At 48.9% G+C, this 22,682-nt stretch carries 24 protein-coding genes; 20 read left to right on the top strand and 4 right to left on the bottom strand.

The window, feature by feature from the left end; all coding sequences use genetic code 11:
- Nucleotide 1 precedes the first annotated feature (1 nt).
- Complete coding sequence (locus O3682_RS01115) at nucleotides 2–490, bottom strand: hotdog family protein (RefSeq protein ID WP_049348188.1); 489 nt, start codon at nucleotides 488–490, stop codon at nucleotides 2–4.
- 110 nt (nucleotides 491–600) lie between these two features.
- On the opposite strand from O3682_RS01115, the gene O3682_RS01110 reads away from it, so the two are divergent.
- From O3682_RS01110 to O3682_RS01075, 8 genes are all read left to right on the top strand, one after another.
- Nucleotides 601–1,362, top strand: coding sequence for a beta-ketoacyl synthase chain length factor (locus O3682_RS01110; protein WP_371508066.1), 762 nt, complete (start codon nucleotides 601–603; stop codon nucleotides 1,360–1,362).
- A complete protein-coding gene (locus O3682_RS01105) occupies nucleotides 1,359–2,117 on the top strand; it encodes a lysophospholipid acyltransferase family protein (RefSeq protein WP_371508065.1) in 759 nt (252 codons plus the stop codon). The genes O3682_RS01110 and O3682_RS01105 overlap by 4 nt, the downstream gene beginning before the upstream one ends.
- Complete coding sequence (gene apeE / locus O3682_RS01100; RefSeq protein ID WP_003680822.1) at nucleotides 2,114–2,374, top strand: ApeE family acyl carrier protein; 261 nt, start codon at nucleotides 2,114–2,116, stop codon at nucleotides 2,372–2,374. Before O3682_RS01105 ends, apeE begins: the two co-directional genes overlap by 4 nt.
- Nucleotides 2,375–2,386: 12 nt before the next feature.
- The gene (locus tag O3682_RS01095; RefSeq protein WP_003680823.1) at nucleotides 2,387–2,635 is read left to right on the top strand and encodes an acyl carrier protein; all 249 of its coding nucleotides are present in this window, start codon (nucleotides 2,387–2,389) and stop codon (nucleotides 2,633–2,635) included.
- A gap of 72 nt (nucleotides 2,636–2,707) precedes the next feature.
- The gene (locus O3682_RS01090; RefSeq protein ID WP_371508064.1) at nucleotides 2,708–3,247 is read left to right on the top strand and encodes a COG4648 family protein; all 540 of its coding nucleotides are present in this window, start codon (nucleotides 2,708–2,710) and stop codon (nucleotides 3,245–3,247) included.
- 39 nt (nucleotides 3,248–3,286) lie between these two features.
- On the top strand, nucleotides 3,287–4,042 hold the full coding sequence (locus O3682_RS01085; RefSeq protein WP_371508063.1) for a hypothetical protein: 756 nt from the start codon (nucleotides 3,287–3,289) through the stop codon (nucleotides 4,040–4,042).
- Nucleotides 4,043–4,057: 15 nt separating this feature from the next.
- Nucleotides 4,058–5,761: an ApeI family dehydratase gene (locus tag O3682_RS01080; protein ID WP_371508062.1), complete on the top strand. Its 1,704-nt coding sequence runs from the start codon at nucleotides 4,058–4,060 to the stop codon at nucleotides 5,759–5,761.
- Between the two features lie 36 nt (nucleotides 5,762–5,797).
- Complete coding sequence (locus O3682_RS01075; RefSeq protein WP_003685414.1) at nucleotides 5,798–6,886, top strand: FlxJ family methyltransferase; 1,089 nt, start codon at nucleotides 5,798–5,800, stop codon at nucleotides 6,884–6,886.
- 91 nt (nucleotides 6,887–6,977) lie between these two features.
- Here the strand turns inward: O3682_RS01075 and O3682_RS01070 are convergent, their stop codons facing one another.
- Nucleotides 6,978–7,634 carry a cytochrome b/b6 domain-containing protein gene (locus tag O3682_RS01070; protein ID WP_371508061.1) on the bottom strand — a complete coding sequence of 219 codons (657 nt, stop codon included), beginning with the start codon at nucleotides 7,632–7,634 and terminating at the stop codon, nucleotides 6,978–6,980.
- A gap of 53 nt (nucleotides 7,635–7,687) precedes the next feature.
- On the opposite strand from O3682_RS01070, the gene O3682_RS01065 reads away from it, so the two are divergent.
- Both O3682_RS01065 and O3682_RS01060 read left to right on the top strand, forming a co-directional pair.
- Nucleotides 7,688–8,569, top strand: coding sequence for an NAD(P)H-hydrate dehydratase (locus tag O3682_RS01065; protein WP_371508060.1), 882 nt, complete (start codon nucleotides 7,688–7,690; stop codon nucleotides 8,567–8,569).
- A gap of 149 nt (nucleotides 8,570–8,718) precedes the next feature.
- A complete protein-coding gene (locus O3682_RS01060; RefSeq protein ID WP_371508059.1) occupies nucleotides 8,719–9,666 on the top strand; it encodes a bile acid:sodium symporter family protein in 948 nt (315 codons plus the stop codon).
- 97 nt (nucleotides 9,667–9,763) lie between these two features.
- Here O3682_RS01060 and O3682_RS01055 read toward each other — a convergent pair whose 3' ends face one another.
- The gene (locus O3682_RS01055) at nucleotides 9,764–10,327 is read right to left on the bottom strand and encodes a YceI family protein (RefSeq protein ID WP_371508058.1); all 564 of its coding nucleotides are present in this window, start codon (nucleotides 10,325–10,327) and stop codon (nucleotides 9,764–9,766) included.
- Nucleotides 10,328–10,605: 278 nt separating this feature from the next.
- Here O3682_RS01055 and ilvD point away from each other — a divergent pair, with 278 nt between their 5' ends.
- The 7 genes from ilvD to ubiE all read left to right on the top strand — a co-directional run bounded on the left by ilvD (nucleotide 10,606) and on the right by ubiE (nucleotide 15,920).
- Complete coding sequence (gene ilvD, locus O3682_RS01050) at nucleotides 10,606–12,465, top strand: dihydroxy-acid dehydratase (RefSeq protein ID WP_003746398.1); 1,860 nt, start codon at nucleotides 10,606–10,608, stop codon at nucleotides 12,463–12,465.
- A gap of 69 nt (nucleotides 12,466–12,534) precedes the next feature.
- The gene (locus O3682_RS01045) at nucleotides 12,535–12,666 is read left to right on the top strand and encodes a hypothetical protein (RefSeq protein ID WP_256388404.1); all 132 of its coding nucleotides are present in this window, start codon (nucleotides 12,535–12,537) and stop codon (nucleotides 12,664–12,666) included.
- Between the two features lie 68 nt (nucleotides 12,667–12,734).
- A complete protein-coding gene (locus O3682_RS01040; protein ID WP_371508057.1) occupies nucleotides 12,735–14,024 on the top strand; it encodes a CAP domain-containing protein in 1,290 nt (429 codons plus the stop codon).
- A gap of 76 nt (nucleotides 14,025–14,100) precedes the next feature.
- A complete protein-coding gene (locus O3682_RS01035) occupies nucleotides 14,101–14,334 on the top strand; it encodes a cytochrome b6 (protein ID WP_371508056.1) in 234 nt (77 codons plus the stop codon).
- 1 nt (nucleotide 14,335) lies between these two features.
- The gene (locus O3682_RS01030; RefSeq protein WP_063075864.1) at nucleotides 14,336–14,767 is read left to right on the top strand and encodes a gamma-butyrobetaine hydroxylase family protein; all 432 of its coding nucleotides are present in this window, start codon (nucleotides 14,336–14,338) and stop codon (nucleotides 14,765–14,767) included.
- Complete coding sequence (locus O3682_RS01025) at nucleotides 14,746–15,153, top strand: MBL fold metallo-hydrolase (protein WP_371508055.1); 408 nt, start codon at nucleotides 14,746–14,748, stop codon at nucleotides 15,151–15,153. Before O3682_RS01030 ends, O3682_RS01025 begins: the two co-directional genes overlap by 22 nt.
- Nucleotides 15,154–15,182: 29 nt before the next feature.
- Nucleotides 15,183–15,920: a bifunctional demethylmenaquinone methyltransferase/2-methoxy-6-polyprenyl-1,4-benzoquinol methylase UbiE gene (gene ubiE / locus O3682_RS01020; protein WP_004519946.1), complete on the top strand. Its 738-nt coding sequence runs from the start codon at nucleotides 15,183–15,185 to the stop codon at nucleotides 15,918–15,920.
- Between the two features lie 166 nt (nucleotides 15,921–16,086).
- On the opposite strand, the gene O3682_RS01015 is transcribed toward ubiE, so the two are convergent.
- A complete protein-coding gene (locus tag O3682_RS01015) occupies nucleotides 16,087–17,217 on the bottom strand; it encodes a polyamine ABC transporter substrate-binding protein (protein ID WP_107867254.1) in 1,131 nt (376 codons plus the stop codon).
- A 249-nt stretch (nucleotides 17,218–17,466) separates the two neighbouring features.
- Here O3682_RS01015 and alaS point away from each other — a divergent pair, with 249 nt between their 5' ends.
- From alaS to O3682_RS01000, 3 genes are all read left to right on the top strand, one after another.
- Complete coding sequence (alaS, locus tag O3682_RS01010) at nucleotides 17,467–20,370, top strand: alanine--tRNA ligase (RefSeq protein ID WP_371508054.1); 2,904 nt, start codon at nucleotides 17,467–17,469, stop codon at nucleotides 20,368–20,370.
- A 65-nt stretch (nucleotides 20,371–20,435) separates the two neighbouring features.
- Entirely contained in the window at nucleotides 20,436–21,872 is a 1,437-nt protein-coding gene (locus O3682_RS01005; protein ID WP_371508053.1) for an AAA family ATPase, read from the top strand.
- Complete coding sequence (locus tag O3682_RS01000) at nucleotides 21,856–22,629, top strand: retron system putative HNH endonuclease (RefSeq protein WP_371508052.1); 774 nt, start codon at nucleotides 21,856–21,858, stop codon at nucleotides 22,627–22,629. Before O3682_RS01005 ends, O3682_RS01000 begins: the two co-directional genes overlap by 17 nt.
- Nucleotides 22,630–22,682: the final 53 nt, after the last annotated feature.

Genomic DNA, 22,682 nt, shown 5'->3' with positions numbered 1-22,682 from the left:
TTTAAATGATTTGACCGTCTTTCGGACTGTACACATTTAAAGAAGCTTTTGCCAGCAAACCATCCGGCGGCAACAGATGCTTCACATCTTCCGGCGCATCCGTCCAGCGCAACTCGCAATCAAATACGCCCATGCCGCCCAAATCCTGAATGGACACATGCGCCCTGACTTCCAGCTCAGTACCGACAGGCACGGAATCGGCAAACAAATCCAGCTTGCGCGTTCCCAATAAAAAACCCAAACGGACAGGCTCTCCGGCCTTTAAAGCCTCAATGCCTGCAAACGCGCCTATGCCCTGCGCCATCAATTCCATATAAGCCATAGACGGCAACACGCCGTCCTGCAGCAAAATATGCTTGTCGCCAACCGGCGCACGGCAAACCGTATAGTCATCGCCAAATTCTTTCACACAGTCGATAAGCACCATATGTCCGCTGTGCGGAAGCAGCGAAGCCACATCATAAATCGGGGCACTCGGTATTGAAGGCATAAAATGTCATCCGGGAATAAATTACGTTACAATATGCATTATAACAGAGCCTAGCTTTTACTAACCCATTTCATTACAATGTATGAAAATGTAAAACATCGAAAGACATCATGCCTCAAAACGTTTGCCGTTTCAGCTTCAATATCGCCGCATGGCAGGCCTCCTCCAGCAAAATCAGTACGCCGGAGCAATGGCAGGACTGGGCGCAGGGAAAACTCGATACCGCCTCCCTGCCGGAGTGCAAACCCGCGCTCTCCTTTTTGCCGCCTATGCAACGCCGCCGCTTGGGAAAAGCGGCACGCTTGGTTTGTGATGCCGCATGGAATCTGGCCGACCAATATCCCGAAAGCGTACCGGTGTACATTTCGCACGACGGCGAAAGCAACCGCAGCTTTGAATTATGGCAAGAGCTTTTGAACACGCATACCGTCTCGCCGACCTCATTCGGTCTATCCGTCCACAACGCAACGATTGGACAATGGTCGATGTTGCGCAAAGACATGAGCGAACATACCGCGTTAGCCGTTGCCGCCGATTCCTTTGAAACCGCGCTGACTGAAGCATTCGCGCTTTTGCAAGACGGCGCGCCGTCTGTTTTAGTGATTGTCGCCGATGATCCGTTGTCTGAAGACTATCCCGTCTTGGCTACACGTGCGCCGTTTGCCTATGCATTGGCACTGGTCATCACAAAAGGCGAAGACTATACCTTAAGCTTGGAAAGCACATCCGCAAGGCCGTCTGAAAATCCTAACGATACAACAGTTGAGCCCTACTGGAGTAGCTTGGAGTGGGTACGCTTCCTGCTTTCAGACGGCCGACAACATACGCAACACTATATCGGTAGAAACTGGCACTGGCAGAAAAACGCATGAAGACTTTAGACTATTTCCGTCGCTTTTTTGCCACACTCTTCGGCTTTATCCTTTTCGGCGTTGCAGGCGTATTGTTCAAAATCGCACTTTTGCCCTATACGCTCAAATCGACCAAAGGCGACATCAAACGCCAACTTGAAGCAAGACGCATGATAGGCAAAGTTTGGCGTTTCTTCGTCGGCTACCTGCAATGGTCGGACGTATTGAGCGTCCGCTTCAACGGCTTGGAAAAACTCGGCAGACCCGGCCAGCTCATTCTTGCCAACCATCCCTCGCTTTTGGATGTCGTCTTGCTGATCAGCCATTATTCCGAGCCAAACGTACTGGTTAAAAAAGACCTGTTGCACAACCCCAGCATGAAAAGCCAGATTATCGCTTCAGGCTACATCCCTAACGATGAAAGTATGGAAATGCTGGAAGAAATCGACGCCGTGTTCAAAAGTGGGCAAAGTCTGCTAATTTTCCCTGAGGGCACGCGCACAGGTTGGGACGGACAGGTTAAAATGCACCGCGGCGCCGTATCACTCGGTTTGCGCAGCGCATCAGTCATCACGCCCGTGTGCATCAAGATGACGCCGCCCAATTTTAAAAAGGGGCAGCCGTGGTACAAAATCCCGCCACAAAAAATTCATTATGAAATTACCGTCGGCGACGATATCCTGCCTGAAGAATGGCTGGCAGAAAAACCCCTGCCTATCGCCGCACGACGTTTAAACGAATACCTGCAAGACTATTTTACAAGGAAAACCACATGAGCAATTTAGAAAACCAAATCAAACAATTAATCATCGACAGCTTGGGCTTGGAGGACATTACCGTTGCCGACATCGGCAGCGAAGATCCGCTTTTCGGCGACGACGGCCTGGGTCTGGATTCGGTTGATGCATTGGAACTTGGTTTGGCCGTACAAAAAACCTTCGGCTTCCAGCTCGACGGTGAAAACGACAACCTGCGCGAAAACTTCGCCAACGTCAAAACTTTAGCCGAGTTCGTCAAGAGCCGCCAAGCATAAGGGAGAGACAAGATGACCGAACAAGAAGTACGCACCCTGCTGACCGATGCACTGGTTAACCTGTTTGAAATCGAACCGGAACGCATCAAACCCGAAACCAACCTCTACGAAGATTTGGAAATCGACAGCATCGACGCCATCGACCTTATCGACCACATCAAACGCGAAACCGGCCGCAAACTGCAAGCCGAAGATTTCCGTAACGTGCGCACCGTAGAAGACGTGGTTCAAGCGGTTTTGAAAGTACAACAAGATTCCTGATTCCGCTTTGAATCAGCATATTTTCAGACGGCCTTGTCAATCCGCAAGGCCGTCTGAAAATCAATCACAACTATGAAAATATTAGGAAAACTCCTACTAACCCTCGCCAGCCTTGCCTACCCACTCCTATGGTATTACGGCAGGGAAAACGGCGCATTTTTCTGGCTTGCAGCGGCTATGTGTGTGTTATGGCTGATACGCGCCACTATGCCGCAAACCACAGCCCAACGCATTACGGCAATTATCCTTGCCGCCTTTTTTGCGGCGGTACTGGTTTTCAGACGGCCCGACTCGATGTATTGGTATCCCGTCGCCGTCAACGCGCTGATGCTTGCCGTTTTCGGCGGCAGCCTGTTTGCCAAACAAACGGTTATCGAACGCCTCGCCCGACTGCAACACCCCGACCTTCCCCCCGAAGGCGTGCGCCACACTCGGCGCGTTACGCAAATCTGGTGCGCGTTCTTTGTCTTCAACGGCGCGACTGCCGCCATTTTGGCAGGCTTGCAATATTACGATTGGTGGGCGGCTTATACGGGCATCGTGTCTTATGTGTTAATGGGAATCTTATTTGCCGGAGAGTGGATTTATCGGAAATTGGTTTTGAAGGTTTAAACCATTAAAAATATTTCATCAATTAGACGAATAACCATAATGAAAAAAATCATCCTACTTACCCTGATTTCCTTCACATTTACCGCATGTTCTTCGACATCTAAAACGCCTTTATCCCCTGAAGAAAAGGCAGAAGCCGAATACAAGAAAAATTATACGGAAGTTGCCAGCCACACCATCAAAACGCGCTCGGGAAACCTGACCGTCATTGACCGAATACACAATCGTTATTCTGACGATACTACAACCAGCAGCATGAATTTGATGATTATTCGGAAATCCAATACGGTAAAAGCAAGGGCTGCGCAAACAGCCGCATTTACAGCAACTTTTGCATTATTCATTCTTGCCGGTAGTAGCGGTCATATTGCATATGAAGGTCCTGACCTGCTGGGCAAACACAGTTTAAGCGGGAAGCCCATTAAACCGAATTTTGCGAATCCTGTTTTTGAACAATTCTCCCCCAAAGTTCGCGATTGGGCGGCAAAACGGTCATTTAAAAGCAATAGTGCCAATAAAAAACTATTTGTCCAACCGGGCCGTTTCTATTTGGTTTATGAAAAATTTAATAAACGAGACCGATTCTTTCTGAACAATGAAGTCAGCCTTTTTTTAGACGGACAAAACGGCAAAACCGATCGGTTACTCCATTGCGTCAAAAGAAGTGAAAGCCATTCATTGGAAGAGTGGCAGGCAAATGATTACGAATTGGTACGCCAAACGACAAACAAACAATACGATGAATGCTTGGCTCAATTCAAAGAAGATACCAAGGCAAATACATCAAAATTATAAAACCTTAGAACCATCATGCACCTAACCCAAATCCTATCCCCCGACCTACCCCAACACGACCTTATCGCCACGCATCCGAATTGGACGCGTGCTGATTTCAACCGTGCGGTTTTTCATCTGTCAGGCCGTCTGAAACAGGCAGGCGTGCAAACGGCCGCGTTGTGGTTTGACGATGCCGCGCTGTTTGCCTGTGCCGTGTTGGCAGTGTGGCATTCTGGCGGAAAGGTTTTATTGTTGCCCAATTTGGCGCAAGACAATTTGGAGTGGGGAAAAACGGCAGAAGCGTTTTTAATAGATTCAACAGATAAAAAGCTATCTTCAGACGGCCTGAACATCTGGCACTTGCCTAATGTATTGACTCAAACAGAATCGGAAGAACTGAGCACCTATCCTGAAAACTATCTGATTCCCGACCATGCCGAAGCATGGCTGAAAACATCAGGTTCCAGCGGCGAAGCGCAGATTATTGTGAAAACCGCCGCGCAAATGCAGGCAGAAGCCCTGACTTTGGCAAATACGCTGCCATTTGGACAACACGGTGAAACCGTGATCGGCAGCGTGATTCCGCAGCATCTTTACGGCTTCACTTTCCGCTTCGCACTCGCGTTGACAATGGGTTGGACTATGGAACGACAGCAGGCGGTTTATCCGGAAAACCTGCTTTCCAGTACGGCCGCACATGATAAAGTGGTTTGGATTGCCAGTCCGGCCGTACTCAACCGCTTGGGCGAAAACCGCAACTGGCAGAGTATCGGCCATAAAATTGCAGGCATTGTCTCAGCCGGAGGCGCGCTTCCTTCAGCCACGGCGGATTTGCTGCAACAGGCTGCCGTCCGCCCGTTTGAAGTCTATGGCAGTACCGAAACCGGCGTGATTGCCTCACGTTGCGAACGCCAAGAATGGCAGCCTTTCGAAGGCGTGGAAATCGGGCAAAACGAAGAAGGCGCACTTTGGGCTTCTTCGCCTTGGTCGCCCGAACGCCGCCAAACCGCCGATTTGATCGAACCGCAAGATGACGGTTTTCTGTTACTCGGTCGCCAAGACCGCATTATTAAATTTGAGGACAAACGCGTGTCGCTGACCCAAATCGAACACGAACTTTTACAACACCCTTGGATTGCCGACGCCCATTGCGGCCGCCATCCGCAACATCAGCGCATCGCCATATGGGCGGCATTGAACGCAGACGGTATCGCCGCCTTGCGCGAGAAAGGCCGCGCTGCGGTTGCCGATACACTCAAACGCCATCTGGCCGCCACGCAGGACACCATCGCCCTGCCGCGTTACTGGCGTTTTACCGACAACCTGCCGCGCAATGCCCAAGCCAAAATCGCTGCGGCGGATTTTCAGACGGCCTTTACCGTTGCCCAAACTTCGCCCGTTTGGTCGAAAACATCATCTGACGATGAAACCAATACCGAAACTTTTATTGGGCGCGTGCCTTTGGATTTGGTTTATTTCGGCGGCCATTTTGCCACCTTCCCGCTGGTTCCCGGCGTGGTCGAGCTGCAATGGGTGCGCAACCTAATCGCGCCCCAGCCATGGGGCAAACAGCGCGTCATCCGCATCGAAAATCTAAAATATCAGCAGTTTATCCGTCCTCACGATGAAGTGTCGGTAGAGCTGAAATTTGATGAAAGTAAAAACAAACTGAGCTTTAAAATCAACAACGGAGAGCATCCGTGTGCATCAGGACGGATTGTGTTTGAGGCCGTCTGAATATACTTATTAACTTTTTAGTGGAAAACCAACAATATGCAACTCTTCCCTGCCCTAGAACAACGCTATTCCCACGAACACCAGTCCGCAGGCGAGGCTCAACGTCTGGCTCAAGAAATCGCTTTTGCACCGATTGTGTTCCAAGTTTCCCGCCTGATGGTGAAATTTGGCATTCTGGATTTGCTGAACGACCATCCAGACGGCCTCACTCAAGCCGAAATCGCCGAAAAAGCGAAAATCAGCAACTACGCGGCACAAGTCCTGCTGGAAGCCTCGCTGTCTATCGGCACTGTCTTGACTCGCGACAACCGCTATTTCATCAGCAAGGCTGGTTGGTTTGTCCTCAAAGACAAAATGGCCCGCGTCAACATGGATTTCACGCAGGAAATCTGCTACCAAGGCATGTTTGATTTGGAAAAAACCCTGCAAACCGGCAAGCCCGAAGGCCTGAAAGTATTCGGCGACTGGCCTACCATTTACGAAGGCCTGTCTTCATTGCCAAGCATCGCGCAGGAAAAATGGTTTGCATTCGACCATTATTATTCCGACAACTCCTTCGCCGAAGCGCTCAACACAGTGTTCGCCAAACCGGTTAAAAAACTGCTCGATGTCGGCGGCAATACCGGCCGCTGGGCGGAGCAATGCGTCAACCACAATGCTGAAGTCGAAGTGACCATCATGGATCTGCCGCAACAAATCGGCTTGATGCGCGAAGCGACTAAAGGCAAAAACGGCGCGGACCGTATCCACGCCCATCCGGCCAACCTGCTTGATCCTGAAATTCCGTTCCCAACCGGTTTTGACGCGATTTGGATGAGCCAATTCCTAGACTGTTTTACCGAAGAACAAGCCACCAGCATTCTTCAACGCGCCGCTGCATCCATGAGCGAAAATACCAGCCTCTACATCATGGAGCCTTTCTGGGACAGACAACGCTATGAAACCGCCGCCTACTGCCTGACCATGACCAGCCTGTATTTCACTGCCATGGCCAACGGCAACAGCAAAATCTTCCATTCTGAAGACCTGATCCGTTGCGTTGAAAAAGCCGGATTGAAAGTAGCGGAAATTTCAGACGGCATCGGTCGCGGCCACAGCATCTTGCGCTGCGTTAAGGCCGTCTGAACATCATCTTTTAAACCCTAAAAAGCAACCGACCCCAACAGCCATTTCGGCTATCAGGGTCGGTTTGTTTTTAGGTATCAGCCTTAAAACATCAACCGCGCAACATCCATACTGCGCACACCAAAGCAATCGCTACCAACAAAGCGGCAAAAAGTTGCCCCATTCCGGCCAATTTAGGCTGCTGGGCATCGATGGTTTTAAAGCCGTTAATCATCGGCGTAATCAAATCCTGTTTTTTCACAAAGCGATACAGCAAAACAGCCGCGATATGTACGCCCGCAAAAACAGCTAAGACATTAAAGAAATTGACATGGATTTTTCGCGCCAGCGTACCGGCGTGTTCGCTGACCAAATGATTCAAAAAGCCGGAATTGGTAAACGTATTTTCATCGGCGGCAAATAAGCCTGTGGCCGTCTGAAAAACCAGGGCGGCCAATAAAGCAATGACCATCAGCGCGCCCAAAGGATTGTGGCCGACCAATTCGTCTTCAGACATTCGGCCTTGCGTATAGCGGCGGATTTCGGAGAACGGACGCATAAATCGGCAGAATTTTGCCGTATCGCTGCCCCATATCCCCCAGCACAAGCGGAAAACCACCAACGCCAGCATCAACAAACCGCCGCGCAAATGCCATACCAGCATATCGCCGCCTTGGGTTGCGCTGTACCACATGAATCCCATCAATAACACCAAGAGCCAATGAAACAGGCGCGTAGGTGCGTCCCAAACTTTTATTTTTTGCTTCATTACCTTTTACTTTCTGATTTAAAATTAAATTTCTTATCTTGGAAGGTTACGCCATGCAGCCCATCTATACGCTTCCTGAATCGCTTCAAGCTTTTCAGACGGCCTTAGCATTTCCCGACGTATTCCGCCCCCGCGCCCAAGAATCGCACAAAGGCACATACGGCACACTTGCCATTATCGGCGGCGCAACGGGAATGAGCGGCGCAGTGGTTTTGGCAGCCACAGCCGCGATGTATCAAGGATGCGGCAAGGTTTGGGTGGGTTTCAACCAAGCCACGCTGCCTTTTGCCATCATTCCCGAACGCCCTGAAATCATGCTCGCCACTGCGGCCCAACTGATGGAGCGCAACGATGTCAGCGCACGGGTAATCGGCTGCGGATTCGGTTTGGACGGATTATCAGATCAGCTGCTGCCACAAATCCTGTCTACACACCATGACCAGCCTTTATTGCTCGATGCAGATGCCTTGACACTGCTGGCCCGTTCTCCCGAATTGGCCGAACGCCTCAAATCGTACAAACATATCATCCTGACACCTCATCCGGCCGAAGCCGCCCGCCTACTCGGTACCAATACTCAATCAGTTCAAACCGACAGACCCAAAGCCGTAACCGAAATCAGCCAAAAATATGGCGCGACTGTCGTATTGAAAGGCCATCATACATTAGTTGCCGCAACTGACGGCATGACCTATACCAACACCAGCGGCAATGCCGGTTTGGCCACCGCCGGCAGCGGCGATGTCTTGAGCGGCATTATCGGCAGCCTGCTGGCACAAGGCATTCCGGCATTCCAAGCCGCCTGCGCCGGCGTATGGCTGCATGGTGCGGCGGCCGATGTTATCAAACACAGCGGCCAAATCGAAACCGGTATGCTCGCCGGAGAAATCGCACCTGCCGCCCGATGGCTGCGCAATATTTTATCAAAAGAGTAATACTGTCTATATCATAAATACAAATTGCAGGCCGTCTGAAAATTAATCCTTATTTTCAGACGGCCTTATTTATTTTAAGCCATTTTGCAAATTAAGGTTAAGGCGTGTATCCTTGGTTTCCCTTAAAAACAACTTCACAACATATTATCATGAATACCCTCAACAAAATCAGCAACTTTATTGGAAAAACATTTTCCCTTTGGGCGGCGCTCTTTGCCGGCATCGCTTTTTCCGCACCTGAAACCTTCAAATGGGTCGGTCCTTACATTCCTTGGCTTCTGGGCATCATCATGTTCGGTATGGGCTTGACGCTCAAACCTTCCGACTTCGACATTTTGTTCAAACGCCCCAAAGCCGTCATCATCGGCGTGATTGCACAATTCGCCATCATGCCAGCAACCGCCTATCTGCTGGCCAAGCTGTTGAACCTGCCTGCCGAAATCGCAGTCGGTGTGATTTTGGTCGGCTGCTGCCCGGGCGGTACGGCTTCCAATGTAATGACTTATCTGGCGCGCGGCAATGTGGCTTTGTCGGTTGCCGTTACATCGGTTTCCACCCTGATTTCCCCATTGCTGACCCCCGCCATCTTCCTGATGCTTGCCGGTGAAATGCTGGAAATACAAGCGGGCAGTATGTTGATGTCCATCGTCAAAATGGTTTTGTTCCCCATCGTTTTGGGCTTGATTGTCCATAAAGTCTTGGGCAACAAAACTGAAAAACTGACCGACGCGCTGCCGCTGGTTTCCGTTGCCGCCATCGTGCTGATTATCGGCGCGGTAGTCGGCGCCAGCAAAGGCAAGATTATTGAAAGCGGCCTGCTGATTTTCGCGGTTGTCGTACTCCACAACGGCATCGGCTATCTGCTCGGCTTCTTTGCCGCCAAATGGACCGGCCTGCCTTATGACGCACAAAAAACGCTAGCCATCGAAGTCGGTATGCAAAACTCAGGCTTGGGCGCCGCGCTTGCCGCCGCACACTTTGCCGCCGCGCCGATTGTTGCCGTTCCCAGCGCATTGTTCAGCGTGTGGCACAATATCTCCGGCTCGCTTCTGGCAACTTATTGGGCAGCCAAAGCCGATAAAAATAAAGAATCCTAAACGTCTTTAATCATAAGGCCGTCTGAACAGGGATAAACGAAATCAACGATTTCTGCCTTACCTGTTCAGACGGCCTTTATTTTAAAATCAAGCAGGATTATTGTTTGGCTGCTTCGATTTGGATATTGATGTTAACTTTTTTGCTCATACCGGCACTTACCAAATAATCCAAGCCCCATTTGGTACGGTCGATGGTGGTGCTGAAGTCGCCGCCACACACTTCTGCTTTTAACATCGGGCTTTGGTAGCAGTTGAATTTGTCGGCTTTGAGTTTCACCGGCGCAGTTTTGCCGTTCATGGTCAGGTTGCCGTCAACGGAAAGCAGTTTATTGCCGTTGAAATTGAATTTGGTGGATACAAAACGGATTTCAGGGTATTTGTCTGCATTGAAAATATCGGCAGATTTCAAATGTTGAGTAAAGCGATCTGAACCGGTTTGCAGTTTGGACAAAGGCAATACGATATCGATTGAGCCTTGGCGTTTGGCACGATCAAATTCCAAATTGCCGGTCAAACCATAAATACCGCCGACGTTGGTGCTGGTGTTGAAATGGTCGATGGCAAAGCGGGCATTGGCATGAAATTCGTCCACTTTATAAACAGCGGCAGACGCAGCAGAAGCCAACATGGCCGAACACAATGCAAACATGATTTTTTTCATCGTCTTATCCTTAGAAATGTGAGAAGTTCCCTATCATATCACTTTTTGATGCCAACATCTTTTGCAACTGGGAAAGACAGCGTTTCATCATAAGAAAACTTCAGGCCGTCTGAAGAAGTGAGCAGCAAATTCAGGTGAAGCAAATACAGTTTAGTTTTATTACAAAATAGCGTGCTTCATCGCTCGTAATTGGTATAAAATACCGAGTTATTTCTACAACGGGCCGCCAATTAACCAGCCTATTTCAGACGGCCTCAGCATAAAACAAAGGAACAAAAATGCCTGAATACCGCTCCAAAACCTCTACCCACGGCCGCAATATGGCAGGTGCGCGCGCATTGTGGCGTGCGACCGGCGTCATGGAAACCGACTTCGGCAAACCGATTATCGCCATTGCCAACTCCTTCACCCAATTCGTCCCAGGCCATGTGCACCTGCACAACATGGGCCAACTGGTTGCCCGTGAAATCGAAAAAGCCGGCGGCATTGCCAAAGAATTCAACACCATTGCCATTGACGACGGTATCGCCATGGGCCACAGCGGTATGCTCTACTCCCTGCCTAGCCGCGACCTGATTGCCGACTCCATCGAATACATGGTCAATGCCCACTGCGCCGACGCGCTGGTGTGCATTTCCAACTGTGACAAAATCACCCCGGGCATGCTGATTGCCGCCATGCGCCTGAACATTCCGACCATCTTCGTTTCCGGCGGCCCTATGGAAGCCGGTAAAGTTATCGGTGTAGCCAACATTCAACCCGAACGCCGTTTGGACTTGATTGACGCCATGATCGAATCGGCTGATGACAATATCAGCGACAAACAAGTCGAAGAAGTCGAGCAAAACGCCTGCCCGACTTGCGGCTCCTGCTCCGGCATGTTTACCGCCAACTCCATGAACTGCCTGACTGAAGCACTCGGCCTTTCCCTGCCGGGCAACGGTTCATACTTGGCGACCCACGCAGGCCGCAAAGAATTGTTCCTCGAAGCAGGCCGCATGATTGTCGAAATCACCAAACGCTACTACGAACAAGACGACGAAACCGTATTGCCGCGCAGCATTGCCACTAAAAAAGCATTTGAAAACGCCATGACCATGGACATCGCCATGGGTGGCTCTACCAATACCATTTTGCACCTGTTGGCCGTCGCCAACGAAGCCGGTGTCGATTTCAAAATGGCAGACATCGACCGCTTAAGCCGCGTTGTACCTTGCATCTGCAAAACCGCGCCAAACAATCACGACTACTATATGGAAGACGTGCACCGCGCCGGTGGCATCTTCGCCATCCTGAAAGAATTGGACAAAGCAGGAAAACTGCACACCGACGTGTACACCATCCACGCGCCGACACTGAAAGACGCGATTGAAAAATGGGACGTGACCAACCCTGAAAACACCCATGCCATCGAGCGTTTCAAAGCAGCTCCCGGCGGCGTGCGCACTACTCAGGCGTTCTCGCAAAACCGTATGTGGAAAACCCTCGATCTCGACCGCGAAAAAGGCTGTATCCGCGATGTCGAACATGCCTACTCGCAAGACGGCGGCTTGGCAGTATTGTTCGGTAATATCGCAGAACGCGGTTGTGTAGTGAAAACCGCAGGCGTGGACGAGAGCATCCTCAAATTTACCGGTCGCGCCCGCGTATTTGAAAGCCAAGAAGATGCAGTAGAAGGCATTTTGGGCAACCAAATCGTGGCTGGCGACATCGTCATCATCCGCTACGAAGGTCCTAAAGGCGGCCCGGGCATGCAAGAAATGCTGTACCCGACTTCTTACCTGAAATCCAAAGGTTTGGGCAAAGCCTGTGCCCTGCTGACCGACGGCCGCTTCTCCGGCGGTACTTCCGGTCTGTCCATCGGCCACGCCTCGCCTGAAGCGGCAGAAGGCGGCGCAATCGGTTTGGTACACGAAGGCGACACCATCGAAATCGATATTCCAAACCGCAGCATCCACCTTGTCATTTCCGATGAAGAGCTTGCCGCACGCCGTGCCGAAATGGAAGCACGCGGCAGCAAAGCGTGGAAACCGGAAAACCGCGACCGCTACGTCTCCGCAGCCCTGCGTGCCTACGGCGCGATGGCAACTTCCGCCGACAAAGGCGCTGTACGCGACGTATCGCAAATCGAACGTTAATTAACCTGACTTTAAGGCCGTCTGAACGCTTTCAAGTGTTTCAGACGGCCTTCATTCAAACGGACAAATATGGACAAATTCATTTTAGCGATGATCGGCATGGCCATTGCCCTGTTGATTATTATTGGCGGCGGATTTATCGCTGTCGAATATTTCAAATCCCATCCTGAAGCATTCCAAGTCAAGCCGCTATCAAAATAATCATTTAACGGCATGAGTTTCAAAGGAAAAGAGCCGCAGCTCAAGGCCGTCTGAACGCAGTACATATAATGAAACACATTCTTTACTGGCTGGGTGGTTTTGCCATCGCCCTCGGCATATTCCAATACTACGAAACCCATCGCTATTCCGAAGACCAGCTCATCTACGCCCAACCGCCGCAAAATCGTTCTGCCGTTGCCGATTTTGACGCCTTGGCGTATTTAAACTTCCTCCGCGACTCAGCCAATCTGCCCACACTGGCGTACTCAGCCACACTCGAACGCGCCGCACGCAATCATGCCCGCTATCTGCTGCAAAACCCTGACGACGGACATGACGAACACAATACGCGCAATCCCTTTTATACAGGCCCACGCCCATCAGACCGCACGCGCAAAGCCGGTTATGCCTATAAAGGCGTGCACGAAAACGTCAGCACCGGCCAGCATCCGCCAAATGAAAAAATCAACGACCACCTACCTGCCCAACATCAGCTGGACAACCTGATGACGGCGATTTACCACCGTCTCTCCTTACTCGATCAAAATATCGACGAAGCCGGAGCGGCATTTGAATCGCAAGGCAAACAAATCGCGCTGAGCATCAATCAGGGCGACAGCAGATTCAACAGCCTCTGCCAAAAAAACCGCCCCCTCTCCGACTTCAGCCGCTCGTTTTATCAAGATGCCTGCCATGGTCATGCCATTGTTTATGCGGATGAAATTTCCAACCGCAAACTCCGGCCTTACATCACCTATCCGCAAGGCAACTTCGCTTCGCCGGTTTTCCATGGCGAACGTCCCGACCCTATGCCGCATTATGAAATGACCGGCAATCCTGTCAGCATCGCGTTCTCAGAACAATCGCCTCCGGTCAAAATGCGTTCGTTCAAACTGTATCGGGACACAAAAGAAATCAGAGATGTCAAAATCTTAGATAAAGATAATGACCCAAACCGCCTCCTAACCGAACGCCAATTTGCACTGTTTCCTTTACAGCCATTGGAATACGACACCAACTACCGAGCCGTGTTCGAATACCGTCAAAACGGAAAAGACAAAACAGCCGAATGGACATTCAGCACGCAAAAACCCGATTATCCTTACTTCATCGTCAAAGGCGGCGAAACGCTGGCCATCGAATCCGGACAAAAATATTTTATCCATTGGCAGGATTTTTGGTGCTTGAAGCAATGCGAACGCTACAACTACCGCATGAACCGCGACACCCAACTCGACATTATCGAACGACAGGCCGGTGGTATCATTATCCGTGTTAACGGAAGCAAAGGCAGCAGCATCCGCTTAATGCCCGAAGGCGAAGACAGGCGCGCCATTACACTTTATTTATGGAAATAAAGCCGTTTTCAGACGGCATGAAGCACCAAAAAGCTGATAAAATACCGCCTCACCATCCTACGGCAAGCCATCCAATATGACCAAACATCCGCAAACAGCAACCAATACCCGCTATGCCTTTGCCAGCATTGCCACCATGTTGGCCGCGTTTTTACTGTTCGTTGCCGTCATGTTGCTGCCTTTGGGGCTGACGGCGGGCACGCAAGTAAGCCTGATACGGCTTTCACTCTACGCAATCGTGCTGTTTGCTGTACTTGGCGGTATTTTTTCTGTACGCGTTGCCTATTTGCGTAAAAAGAACGGAGCATGACATGACCCAAGCCGATAAAATCCCACAAGAAATCCGCCTCCAGCAAGAGCGGCGCGTACTGACTTTGGTCTATGTTGACGGTGCCAAAAGCCTTCCTGCCGAATACCTGCGCGTGTACTCGCCCAGCGCGGAAGTGCGCGGACACGGTCCAGGTCAAGATGTTTTGCAAACAGGCAAAGCCGAAGTCAGCATTACCGATTTAGACCCCGTCGGCCAATACGCATTGAAAATTACTTTTTCAGACGGCCACGACAGCGGCCTTTACGATTGGGACTATCTCTACCGACTGGCGCATAATCAAGATGCGCTTTGGCAAGACTATCTTGACCGCCTCGAAAAAGCCGGCGCATCCAGAACGCCAAGTGCCGAAGATTTAAAACCTAAACACACACATTCCTGCGGTAGCGGCGGTTGCGGCGGAAAGGCCGTCTGAAAAAAGGCGAGACCGTAATATTGGACGACGGCAGGATCATTGACGGCAAAGCGTTCCTCTCCCCACTCAAAAAAGGACAGGTAGCGGCTATCTTCGGCGATACCAAAGCCTGTCCTCATGCAGTGCGCGCCGCACAAAACGCAGACGTTTTGATGCATGAAGCAACCTTTGCAGCAGGCGATGAAGAGACAGTGGAACGAGTGTTCCATTCGACCGTATCCGATACAGCCAAGCTGGCTTTGCAAGCCAATGTGAAACAACTTTACCTAACCCACATCAGCGCACGTTATACCGAAGAAGAGCAACGCCTGATGCTGGAGCAGCAGGCACAAACTATATTTCCCGCGTCGAAAGTGGTTGGCGATTTCGACGTATTCGATATCTGAATCCGTATTATTTTAAGAAGGCAGACACTATGAGCGACCACAAAACCCATTTCGGCTTCTCTACCGTTGACGAAGACGAAAAAGCAGGCAAAGTTGCCGAAGTCTTCCACTCCGTGGCAAAAAACTACGACATTATGAATGACGTAATGTCCGGCGGTCTGCACCGTGTTTGGAAACATTTCACCATCAATACCGCCCGCCTGAAAAAAGGCGACAAAGTATTGGACATCGCCGGCGGTACAGGCGATTTGTCCCGAGGCTGGGCGAAACGTGTGGGTAAAGAAGGCGAAGTTTGGCTGACAGACATCAACTCCTCCATGCTGACGGTCGGCCGCGACCGCTTGCTCAACGAAGGCATGATTCTGCCCGTATCGTTGGCAGACGCTGAAAAATTGCCGTTCCCCGACAACTATTTCAATCTGGTTTCCGTTGCATTCGGCCTGCGCAACATGACGCACAAAGATGCCGCGCTGAAAGAAATGTACCGCGTATTGAAACCGGGCGGCACCCTGCTGGTGTTGGAATTCTCCAAAGTGTACAAACCTTTGGAAGGCGTGTACGACCTCTACTCTTTCAAACTGTTGCCGATTATGGGCAAACTGATTGCCAAAGATGCCGACAGCTACCAATACCTCGCCGAGTCCATCCGTATGCATCCCGACCAAGAAACCTTGAAACAAATGATGCTGGATGCAGGTTTTGACAGCGTGGATTACCACAATATGAGCGCAGGCATTGTTGCCCTGCATAAAGGCGTGAAATTCTAAGGCCGTATGAAACAAACACAAAGGGCGTGATTGATAGACACGCCCTTTGTTTTTAAACCTTACCCAAGCCAAGCTAATACAAAGCAAAGGCCGTCTGAACAGCCGTAAAACGAAATCAAGGATTTCGATTACACCATTCAGACGGCCTTAATATGTTTAAATTAGCTTAGGTTCCTGCTTTCACGCTTTGCCATTGACGGACCATAAATTTCAACGCCGCCGGTTGGATAGGCACCATGATAAAGCTGTTTTTCAAATCCTCCTCGGTTGGGAAAATTGTATTGTCGTTTCTAAACTCTTCATCCATCAGCTCTTGAGCCGGTTTGCTGGATGGCGCATAAGTAACAAAATTGCCGTTTTTAGCCGCAACTTCAGGATCTAAGAAATCATTGATATACGCATGGGCATTGGCCACATGTTTGGCATCTTTCGGAATCACAAACGAATCCACCCAAATCCCCACGCCTTCTTTCGGCATCATCACACGGATTTTTTCCTTGCCGCCTGCTTCTTCGGCACGACGTTTGGCAATGTTCAAATCACCGCCAAAGCCAATCGTTACGCAAGTATCGCCGCGCGCCAAATCATCGATAAAACCGGACGAGGTAAAGCGCTTGATGTACGGACGGTTTTTCTTCAAAACTTCCGTAGCCGCCTTAATATCCGCCGTTTCGCTGCTGTTTGGATTTTTACCCATATAGTTCAATACCATAGGATAAATTTCCGCCGCGCTGTCCAAATAGCTGATGCCGCATTGCTTGAGTTTGGACGTGTATTCGGGGTTAAACACCAAATCCCATTGATTGTCCGGTAGTTTGTCCGTACCCAAAGCCTTTTTCACACGCTCGGTATTGATGGCGAAAGTATTGGTACCCCAATAAAACGGCACTGCATATTCATGCCCCGGATCGACACCTTCCATCAGTTTCATCAACTGAGGATTCAAGTTTTTATAGTTGGGAATCAGGGATTTGTCGATTTTCTGATACGCACCTGCCTTAATCTGCCTACCGACAAACGCATTGGAAGGACCCACGATGTCGTAACCCGACTTGCCGGTCAATACCTTGCTCTCCAGTGTTTCATCGCTGTCATATACATCGTAAGTTACTGCGATACCGTGTTTTTTCTCAAACGCGGCAACCGTCTCGGGATCAACATATTCCGACCAGTTGTAAATACTCAATACCTTTTGATTATCGGTTTGAGCCGCCTTGTCGGCAGAAGTTTTGTCCGAGCCGCCGCAGCCGGCCAGCGCCAGCGCAGTCAGTACGATGAGGGGCAGATGTTTGGTCATTATCATTCCTTGCGTATCCGGTTGAAAATAGAGAGGCATTATAAAGCAGGCAAGCCCGAGCGGATAGGCTTCATTGTTAAAAGATATTGCCCCACTTAAGGCCGTCTGAAATACGGGTTGCAGCCAACTTAAAACCTTTCTGCCGATAGCTTGAAATATGGTTTTGCGGTAAGATACGCCCATTCGTTTTTAATCGCAACGTGCCGTCCGGGCCGTCTGAAATCCTTGTAAAAAATTTATCGAGACATTATGAAAACCACCGAACTACGCCAAAAATTCCTGAAATTTTTCGAATCTAAAGGCCACACCATCGTCCGCTCCTCCTCGCTCGTGCCACACGACGACCCGACCCTGCTGTTTACCAACGCAGGCATGAACCAATTTAAAGACGTATTCCTCGGCTTTGACAAACGCCCATACAACCGCGCCACTACCGCGCAAAAATGCGTACGCGCAGGCGGCAAACACAACGACTTGGAAAACGTCGGCTACACTGCCCGCCACCATACCTTCTTTGAAATGATGGGCAACTTCTCTTTCGGCGACTACTTCAAGCGCGACGCGATCCACTTCGCTTGGGAATTCCTCACTTCCCCTGAATGGTTGAACATCCCTAAAGACAAACTCTTAGCAACCGTTTACGCAGAAGACGACGAAGCCTACAACATTTGGTTGAACGAAATCGGTATGCCTGCCGAGCGCATCGTCCGCATCGGCGACAACAAAGGCGCGAAATACGCGTCCGACAACTTCTGGCAAATGGGCGACACCGGCCCTTGCGGCCCTTGCTCCGAAATTTTCTACGACCACGGCGAAGAAATCTGGGGCGGCATTCCCGGCAGCCCTGAAGAAGACGGCGACCGCTGGATCGAAATTTGGAACTGCGTGTTCATGCAGTTCAACCGCGACGAACAAGGCAATATGAATCCGCTGCCTAAACCATCCGTTGATACCGGTATGGGCTTGGAGCGCATGGCCGCCGTCATGCAGCATGTTCACAGCAACTACGAAATCGACTTGTTCCAAGACCTGCTTAAAGCCGTTGCCCGCGAAACCGGCGCACCTTTCAGCATGGAAGAACCAAGTCTGAAAGTCATCGCCGACCACATCCGCTCCTGCTCCTTCCTGATTGCAGACGGCGTATTGCCTTCCAACGAAGGCCGCGGCTACGTATTGCGCCGCATTATCCGCCGCGCCGTACGCCACGGTTACAAACTGGGTCAAAGCAAACCATTCTTCCACAAACTGGTGGACGACTTGGTCAAAGAGATGGGAGATGCCTACCCTGAATTGAAAGAAAAACAAGTTCAAATCGAAGAAGCGTTGAAAAACGAAGAAAGCCGTTTTGCCCAAACTTTGGAAACCGGTATGGCTTTGTTGGAAAACGTATTACAGTTTGGAAAAGCTAAGTTATTACTTCCTAAATATACAAATGGTAATGCCCAGCAAGGTATAGATTTTATTTCCACTGGTAATACACCGTTTAAGGCACTGAGTCATCGCACAAGAGAGGATATAGAATGTATTGTTATCCCCCTAAAAGATAGTAATACATTAGAAAGTGCTTCATATATTTACCTTCATGATTGGAATGAGAAAGTATCTAAACAAGGGACTCGCATTAACCAATGGATTGAGCCAATTCGTGAATGGAGTCGCAATATGTCTCTTCCTGAAGGAACGATTCAAAAACTCGACGGTGAAATCATCTTCAAACTCTACGATACCTACGGTTTCCCATACGACTTGACTGCCGACATCTGTCGCGAACGCAATATCGAACTGGACGAAGCAGGCTTCGAACGCGAAATGGAAGCGCAACGCGCCCGCGCCCGCGCCGCACAAAGCTTCAAAGCCAACGCCCAACTGCCTTACGAAGGCCAGGATACCGAGTTTAAAGGTTATAGCGAACGTCAAACCGAATCAAAAGTCCTAGCCCTCTACAAAGACGGCGAACAAGTTAACGAATTGAACGAAGGCGACGAAGGTGCCATCGTTATCGACTTTACCCCGTTCTATGCAGAATCCGGCGGTCAAGTCGGCGACGTCGGCTATATCTTCGCAGGCGAAAACCGCTTTGAAGTACACGATACCCAAAAAATCAAAGCGGCCGTATTTGGCCAATTCGGCGTACAAACCTCAGGCCGTCTGAAAGTCGGCGACAGCGTTACCGCCAAAGTGGATGACGAAATCCGCAATGCCAATATGCGCAACCACAGCGCAACCCACTTGATGCACAAAGTCTTGCGCGATGTATTGGGCGAACACGTTGAACAAAAAGGCTCTTTGGTTACCGCCGAATCCACCCGTTTCGACATTTCCCATCCTCAAGCGGTAACTGCCGAAGAAATCGCCGAAGTCGAACGCCGCGTCAACGAAGCCATCTTGGCCAACGTTGCCGTCAACGCAGCCATTATGAGCATGGAAGATGCCCAAAAAACCGGCGCCATGATGCTCTTCGGCGAAAAATACGGCGACGAAGTACGCGTACTGCAAATGGGCGGTTTCTCTACCGAATTGTGCGGCGGTACACACGTTTCACGCACCGGCGACATCGGCCTCTTCAAAATCATCAGTGAAGGCGGTATTGCCGCAGGCGTACGCCGTATCGAAGCCATCACCGGCCTGAACGCACTCAAATGGGCGCAAGAACAAGAGCGTTTGGTTAAAGACATCATTGCCGAAACCAAAGCCCAAACCGAAAAAGACGTACTGGCGAAAATCCAAGCAGGCGCAACACACGCCAAAGCATTGGAAAAAGAATTGGCACGCGCCAAAGCCGAACTCGCCGTCCACGCAGGTGCCAAACTCTTGGACAACGCAAAAGACCTAGGTCCAGCCAAACTCGTTGCCGCCCAAATCGAAGCCGACGCCGCAGCCCTGCGCGAAATCGTAACCGACTTGACCGGCAAATCAGAACAAGCCATCGTATTGCTCGCCGCAGTCAACGACGGCAAAGTTTCCCTGTGCGCAGGCGTATCTAAACCGTTGACTGCCAAAGTCAAAGCAGGCGATCTGGTTAAATTTGCAGCCGAACAAGTCGGCGGCAAAGGCGGCGGCCGTCCTGACTTAGCGCAAGCCGGTGGTACGGATGCTTCCCAAGTTGGCGCGATGCTGGATTCGGCAGAAGGCTGGGTTAGAGAGAAACTGTAATTAGAAAAGTACAGGCTGCCTGAAAGTGGGTTTTCAGGCAGCACAATAGTACAAGGATAAATTCAATGAAAATTAAAAAACTTACTTTACAGAATTACCGATATTTTGAAAATTTAGACATAGATTTTCATGAACGGCTAACTGTAATTGTAGGGAATAACGGTTCGGGTAAAACAGCTATACTTGATAGTATTGCTACAATTTTGTCCAAATCGTTTAATTATTTGTCTACTGCTAATCAACGATTTGAAAAACAAGGTCGTGGTATATTAGATACCGATTTTAGAGTGTATTCCCCTGAAACTACTATACAGAAGAAACTAGTTCAAGAGAAAATCAACTACCAACTTTCTTTTGATAACCCGGAGTTTAAATCACCTGACGTAATAGGATTTGAACCTAACCATATTAGGAATGATATACCTACCTTAGCAGATTTTACCTATCTGAAAATCGAAACAACGAAAGCATCATGGGATACATGGAGTTCTCCTACACAAAATAGGAATAAACCAGAAACAGTAATTGGTGAAAAAGAGTTAAAGGACTACTTATTGGATGTCATTGCAAGTTACGATCAACAAAGAAAACTAACTCCCGTTTTTGTATATTATGATGCAGGTCGTGCCAACATAGAAAATATTGAAAGATTAAAAAAGGGAAATATTAATTATGACTATCCAACAGCGGCATTAATTAATTCACTTTCCATTAATCAAAACAAAGACAGTTTGAGAGAAGCTTTAGAATGGTTTGATGCAGTAGAGGCAACCGAATTGAGAAAAGAAAGGGAAGGTAACGCAGATTATTCTAGCCTTGAAACTGTTCGTATTGCAATTTCAAAAATTTTAGGAGAAGAATACAGCAACCCTAGATTTAATAGCAAACACAAATTTGTCGTTACTAAGAAGCTAAATGGGCAGGATGGTATTGAGCTATCTATTAAACAGTTAAGTCAAGGTTATAGAAGTATGCTTGCGTTAGCAATAGATTTTTCACGCAGATTAAGTATTGCTAATAATCACTTGCAGGATAAAGCACTGGATGCTCCTGCGATTATGCTTATTGATGAAGTGGATTTACACTTACATCCATCATGGCAACAACGCGTATTATCAGACTTGATGAATACATTCCCAAATACGCAAATTATAGTTACCACACATAGCCCTCAGGTATTAACTACCGTCCCAGCGGAATGTATCCGTATAATTGACGGGCAAAATATTTATTTTGCTCCAGCTGGAACAAAGGGGGCAGAAGCCTCTCGGTTGTTAAAGAGGATTTTTGGTGTAGAAAGCCGTCCACCACAAGATGAAAACACTTTGATGTTAGCCGAATATCGCCGTTTAGTTTATAAAGACGAATGGAATAGTGGAGAGGCTTTAAAATTGCGTAAGCAATTAGATGTTATTTTTCAAAATGAAGAACCAGAACTAACAGCTTTGGATTTATACATTGATAATCGTGAATGGGAGATGAGCCTTGAAGAAAATCAATAAGTCCCTACCCCCTAATCCATTAACAGAATTTGCAGAACACAATCCAAATGGCACTTGGGATGATTTTCGTAATGCTCGTCAGCCCTATGATGATTTAAAGAGGCAAATGCTGCAAGACCAAGGAGGTATATGCGCATATTGTGAGAAAAAATTCTCAGATGCCTCACCATCACAAAGAATTGAACATTTTCACGATAAATCCGATATGAATTCGGAGCATAACTGGGCATTGGATTGGAATAATGTTTTGCTTGTGTGTTTGGGTGGTTCAACGCCTGAAGATAAAAAACAATATAGCCCCAATCACTTAAGTTGCGATGCTCATAAAGGCACCATTAAAAAATTACCTGCAGCTTGTGAAGGTTATTTTCTTAATCCAATACATATTCAAACAACTGCCTGCTTATTTATTTTTGACAAAGAAACAGGAAAATTATTAGTTAATTACGATGTTTGCCAACAATTGGCGACGGATAACCTATCAAACCAATATGGAGATAATTGGTGTATGTTAGCAGAGCAAACAATTAATATCTTAAATTTAAACTGTGAAAGATTATGTGCGGACAGATGGGAAGTCTTAAAATTCTACAATAGCCAAATCAAGAAGTATAGAGAAATGGGAGATAGAGCAGGATTGAGTAAATTATCTGAATCTATTTTTCGTAATCGGTTTCCTGAGTTCTTTACGACATGGAGAAGTTTATTAGGTAAACATGCTGAGGAATATCTGCAATCTATCAACTATAATGGGTAGTTTCATTAATTTTCTGCTTATCATCCTATAAAGATAAAATTTTTTATATTAAA

Origin of the sequence: Neisseria sp. 27098_8_112 (assembly GCF_041433235.1) — a bacterium.
In the GTDB taxonomy this organism is placed as follows: Bacteria; Pseudomonadota; Gammaproteobacteria; order Burkholderiales; family Neisseriaceae; genus Neisseria.
This window is presented reverse-complemented; position numbering and strand designations above follow the sequence as displayed.

Excerpts from the sequence above, each read along its gene's own strand:
- O3682_RS01085 (WP_371508063.1), top strand. The coding sequence starts at position 3,287 with ATGAAAAAAATCATCCTACTTACCCTGATTTCCTTCACATTTACCGCA.
- O3682_RS01040 (WP_371508057.1), top strand. The coding sequence starts at position 12,735 with ATGAAACACATTCTTTACTGGCTGGGTGGTTTTGCCATCGCCCTCGGC.
- O3682_RS01045 (WP_256388404.1), top strand. The coding sequence starts at position 12,535 with ATGGACAAATTCATTTTAGCGATGATCGGCATGGCCATTGCCCTGTTG.
- O3682_RS01060 (WP_371508059.1), top strand. The coding sequence starts at position 8,719 with ATGAATACCCTCAACAAAATCAGCAACTTTATTGGAAAAACATTTTCC.
- O3682_RS01055 (WP_371508058.1), bottom strand. The coding sequence starts at position 10,327 with ATGAAAAAAATCATGTTTGCATTGTGTTCGGCCATGTTGGCTTCTGCT.
- O3682_RS01075 (WP_003685414.1), top strand. The coding sequence starts at position 5,798 with ATGCAACTCTTCCCTGCCCTAGAACAACGCTATTCCCACGAACACCAG.
- O3682_RS01030 (WP_063075864.1), top strand. The coding sequence starts at position 14,336 with ATGACCCAAGCCGATAAAATCCCACAAGAAATCCGCCTCCAGCAAGAG.
- O3682_RS01090 (WP_371508064.1), top strand. The coding sequence starts at position 2,708 with ATGAAAATATTAGGAAAACTCCTACTAACCCTCGCCAGCCTTGCCTAC.
- O3682_RS01005 (WP_371508053.1), top strand. The coding sequence starts at position 20,436 with ATGAAAATTAAAAAACTTACTTTACAGAATTACCGATATTTTGAAAAT.
- O3682_RS01035 (WP_371508056.1), top strand. The coding sequence starts at position 14,101 with ATGACCAAACATCCGCAAACAGCAACCAATACCCGCTATGCCTTTGCC.
- O3682_RS01095 (WP_003680823.1), top strand. The coding sequence starts at position 2,387 with ATGACCGAACAAGAAGTACGCACCCTGCTGACCGATGCACTGGTTAAC.
- O3682_RS01015 (WP_107867254.1), bottom strand. The coding sequence starts at position 17,217 with ATGACCAAACATCTGCCCCTCATCGTACTGACTGCGCTGGCGCTGGCC.
- O3682_RS01080 (WP_371508062.1), top strand. The coding sequence starts at position 4,058 with ATGCACCTAACCCAAATCCTATCCCCCGACCTACCCCAACACGACCTT.
- O3682_RS01105 (WP_371508065.1), top strand. The coding sequence starts at position 1,359 with ATGAAGACTTTAGACTATTTCCGTCGCTTTTTTGCCACACTCTTCGGC.
- O3682_RS01115 (WP_049348188.1), bottom strand. The coding sequence starts at position 490 with ATGCCTTCAATACCGAGTGCCCCGATTTATGATGTGGCTTCGCTGCTT.
- apeE (WP_003680822.1), top strand. The coding sequence starts at position 2,114 with ATGAGCAATTTAGAAAACCAAATCAAACAATTAATCATCGACAGCTTG.
- O3682_RS01070 (WP_371508061.1), bottom strand. The coding sequence starts at position 7,634 with ATGAAGCAAAAAATAAAAGTTTGGGACGCACCTACGCGCCTGTTTCAT.
- ilvD (WP_003746398.1), top strand. The coding sequence starts at position 10,606 with ATGCCTGAATACCGCTCCAAAACCTCTACCCACGGCCGCAATATGGCA.
- O3682_RS01065 (WP_371508060.1), top strand. The coding sequence starts at position 7,688 with ATGCAGCCCATCTATACGCTTCCTGAATCGCTTCAAGCTTTTCAGACG.
- ubiE (WP_004519946.1), top strand. The coding sequence starts at position 15,183 with ATGAGCGACCACAAAACCCATTTCGGCTTCTCTACCGTTGACGAAGAC.
- alaS (WP_371508054.1), top strand. The coding sequence starts at position 17,467 with ATGAAAACCACCGAACTACGCCAAAAATTCCTGAAATTTTTCGAATCT.
- O3682_RS01110 (WP_371508066.1), top strand. The coding sequence starts at position 601 with ATGCCTCAAAACGTTTGCCGTTTCAGCTTCAATATCGCCGCATGGCAG.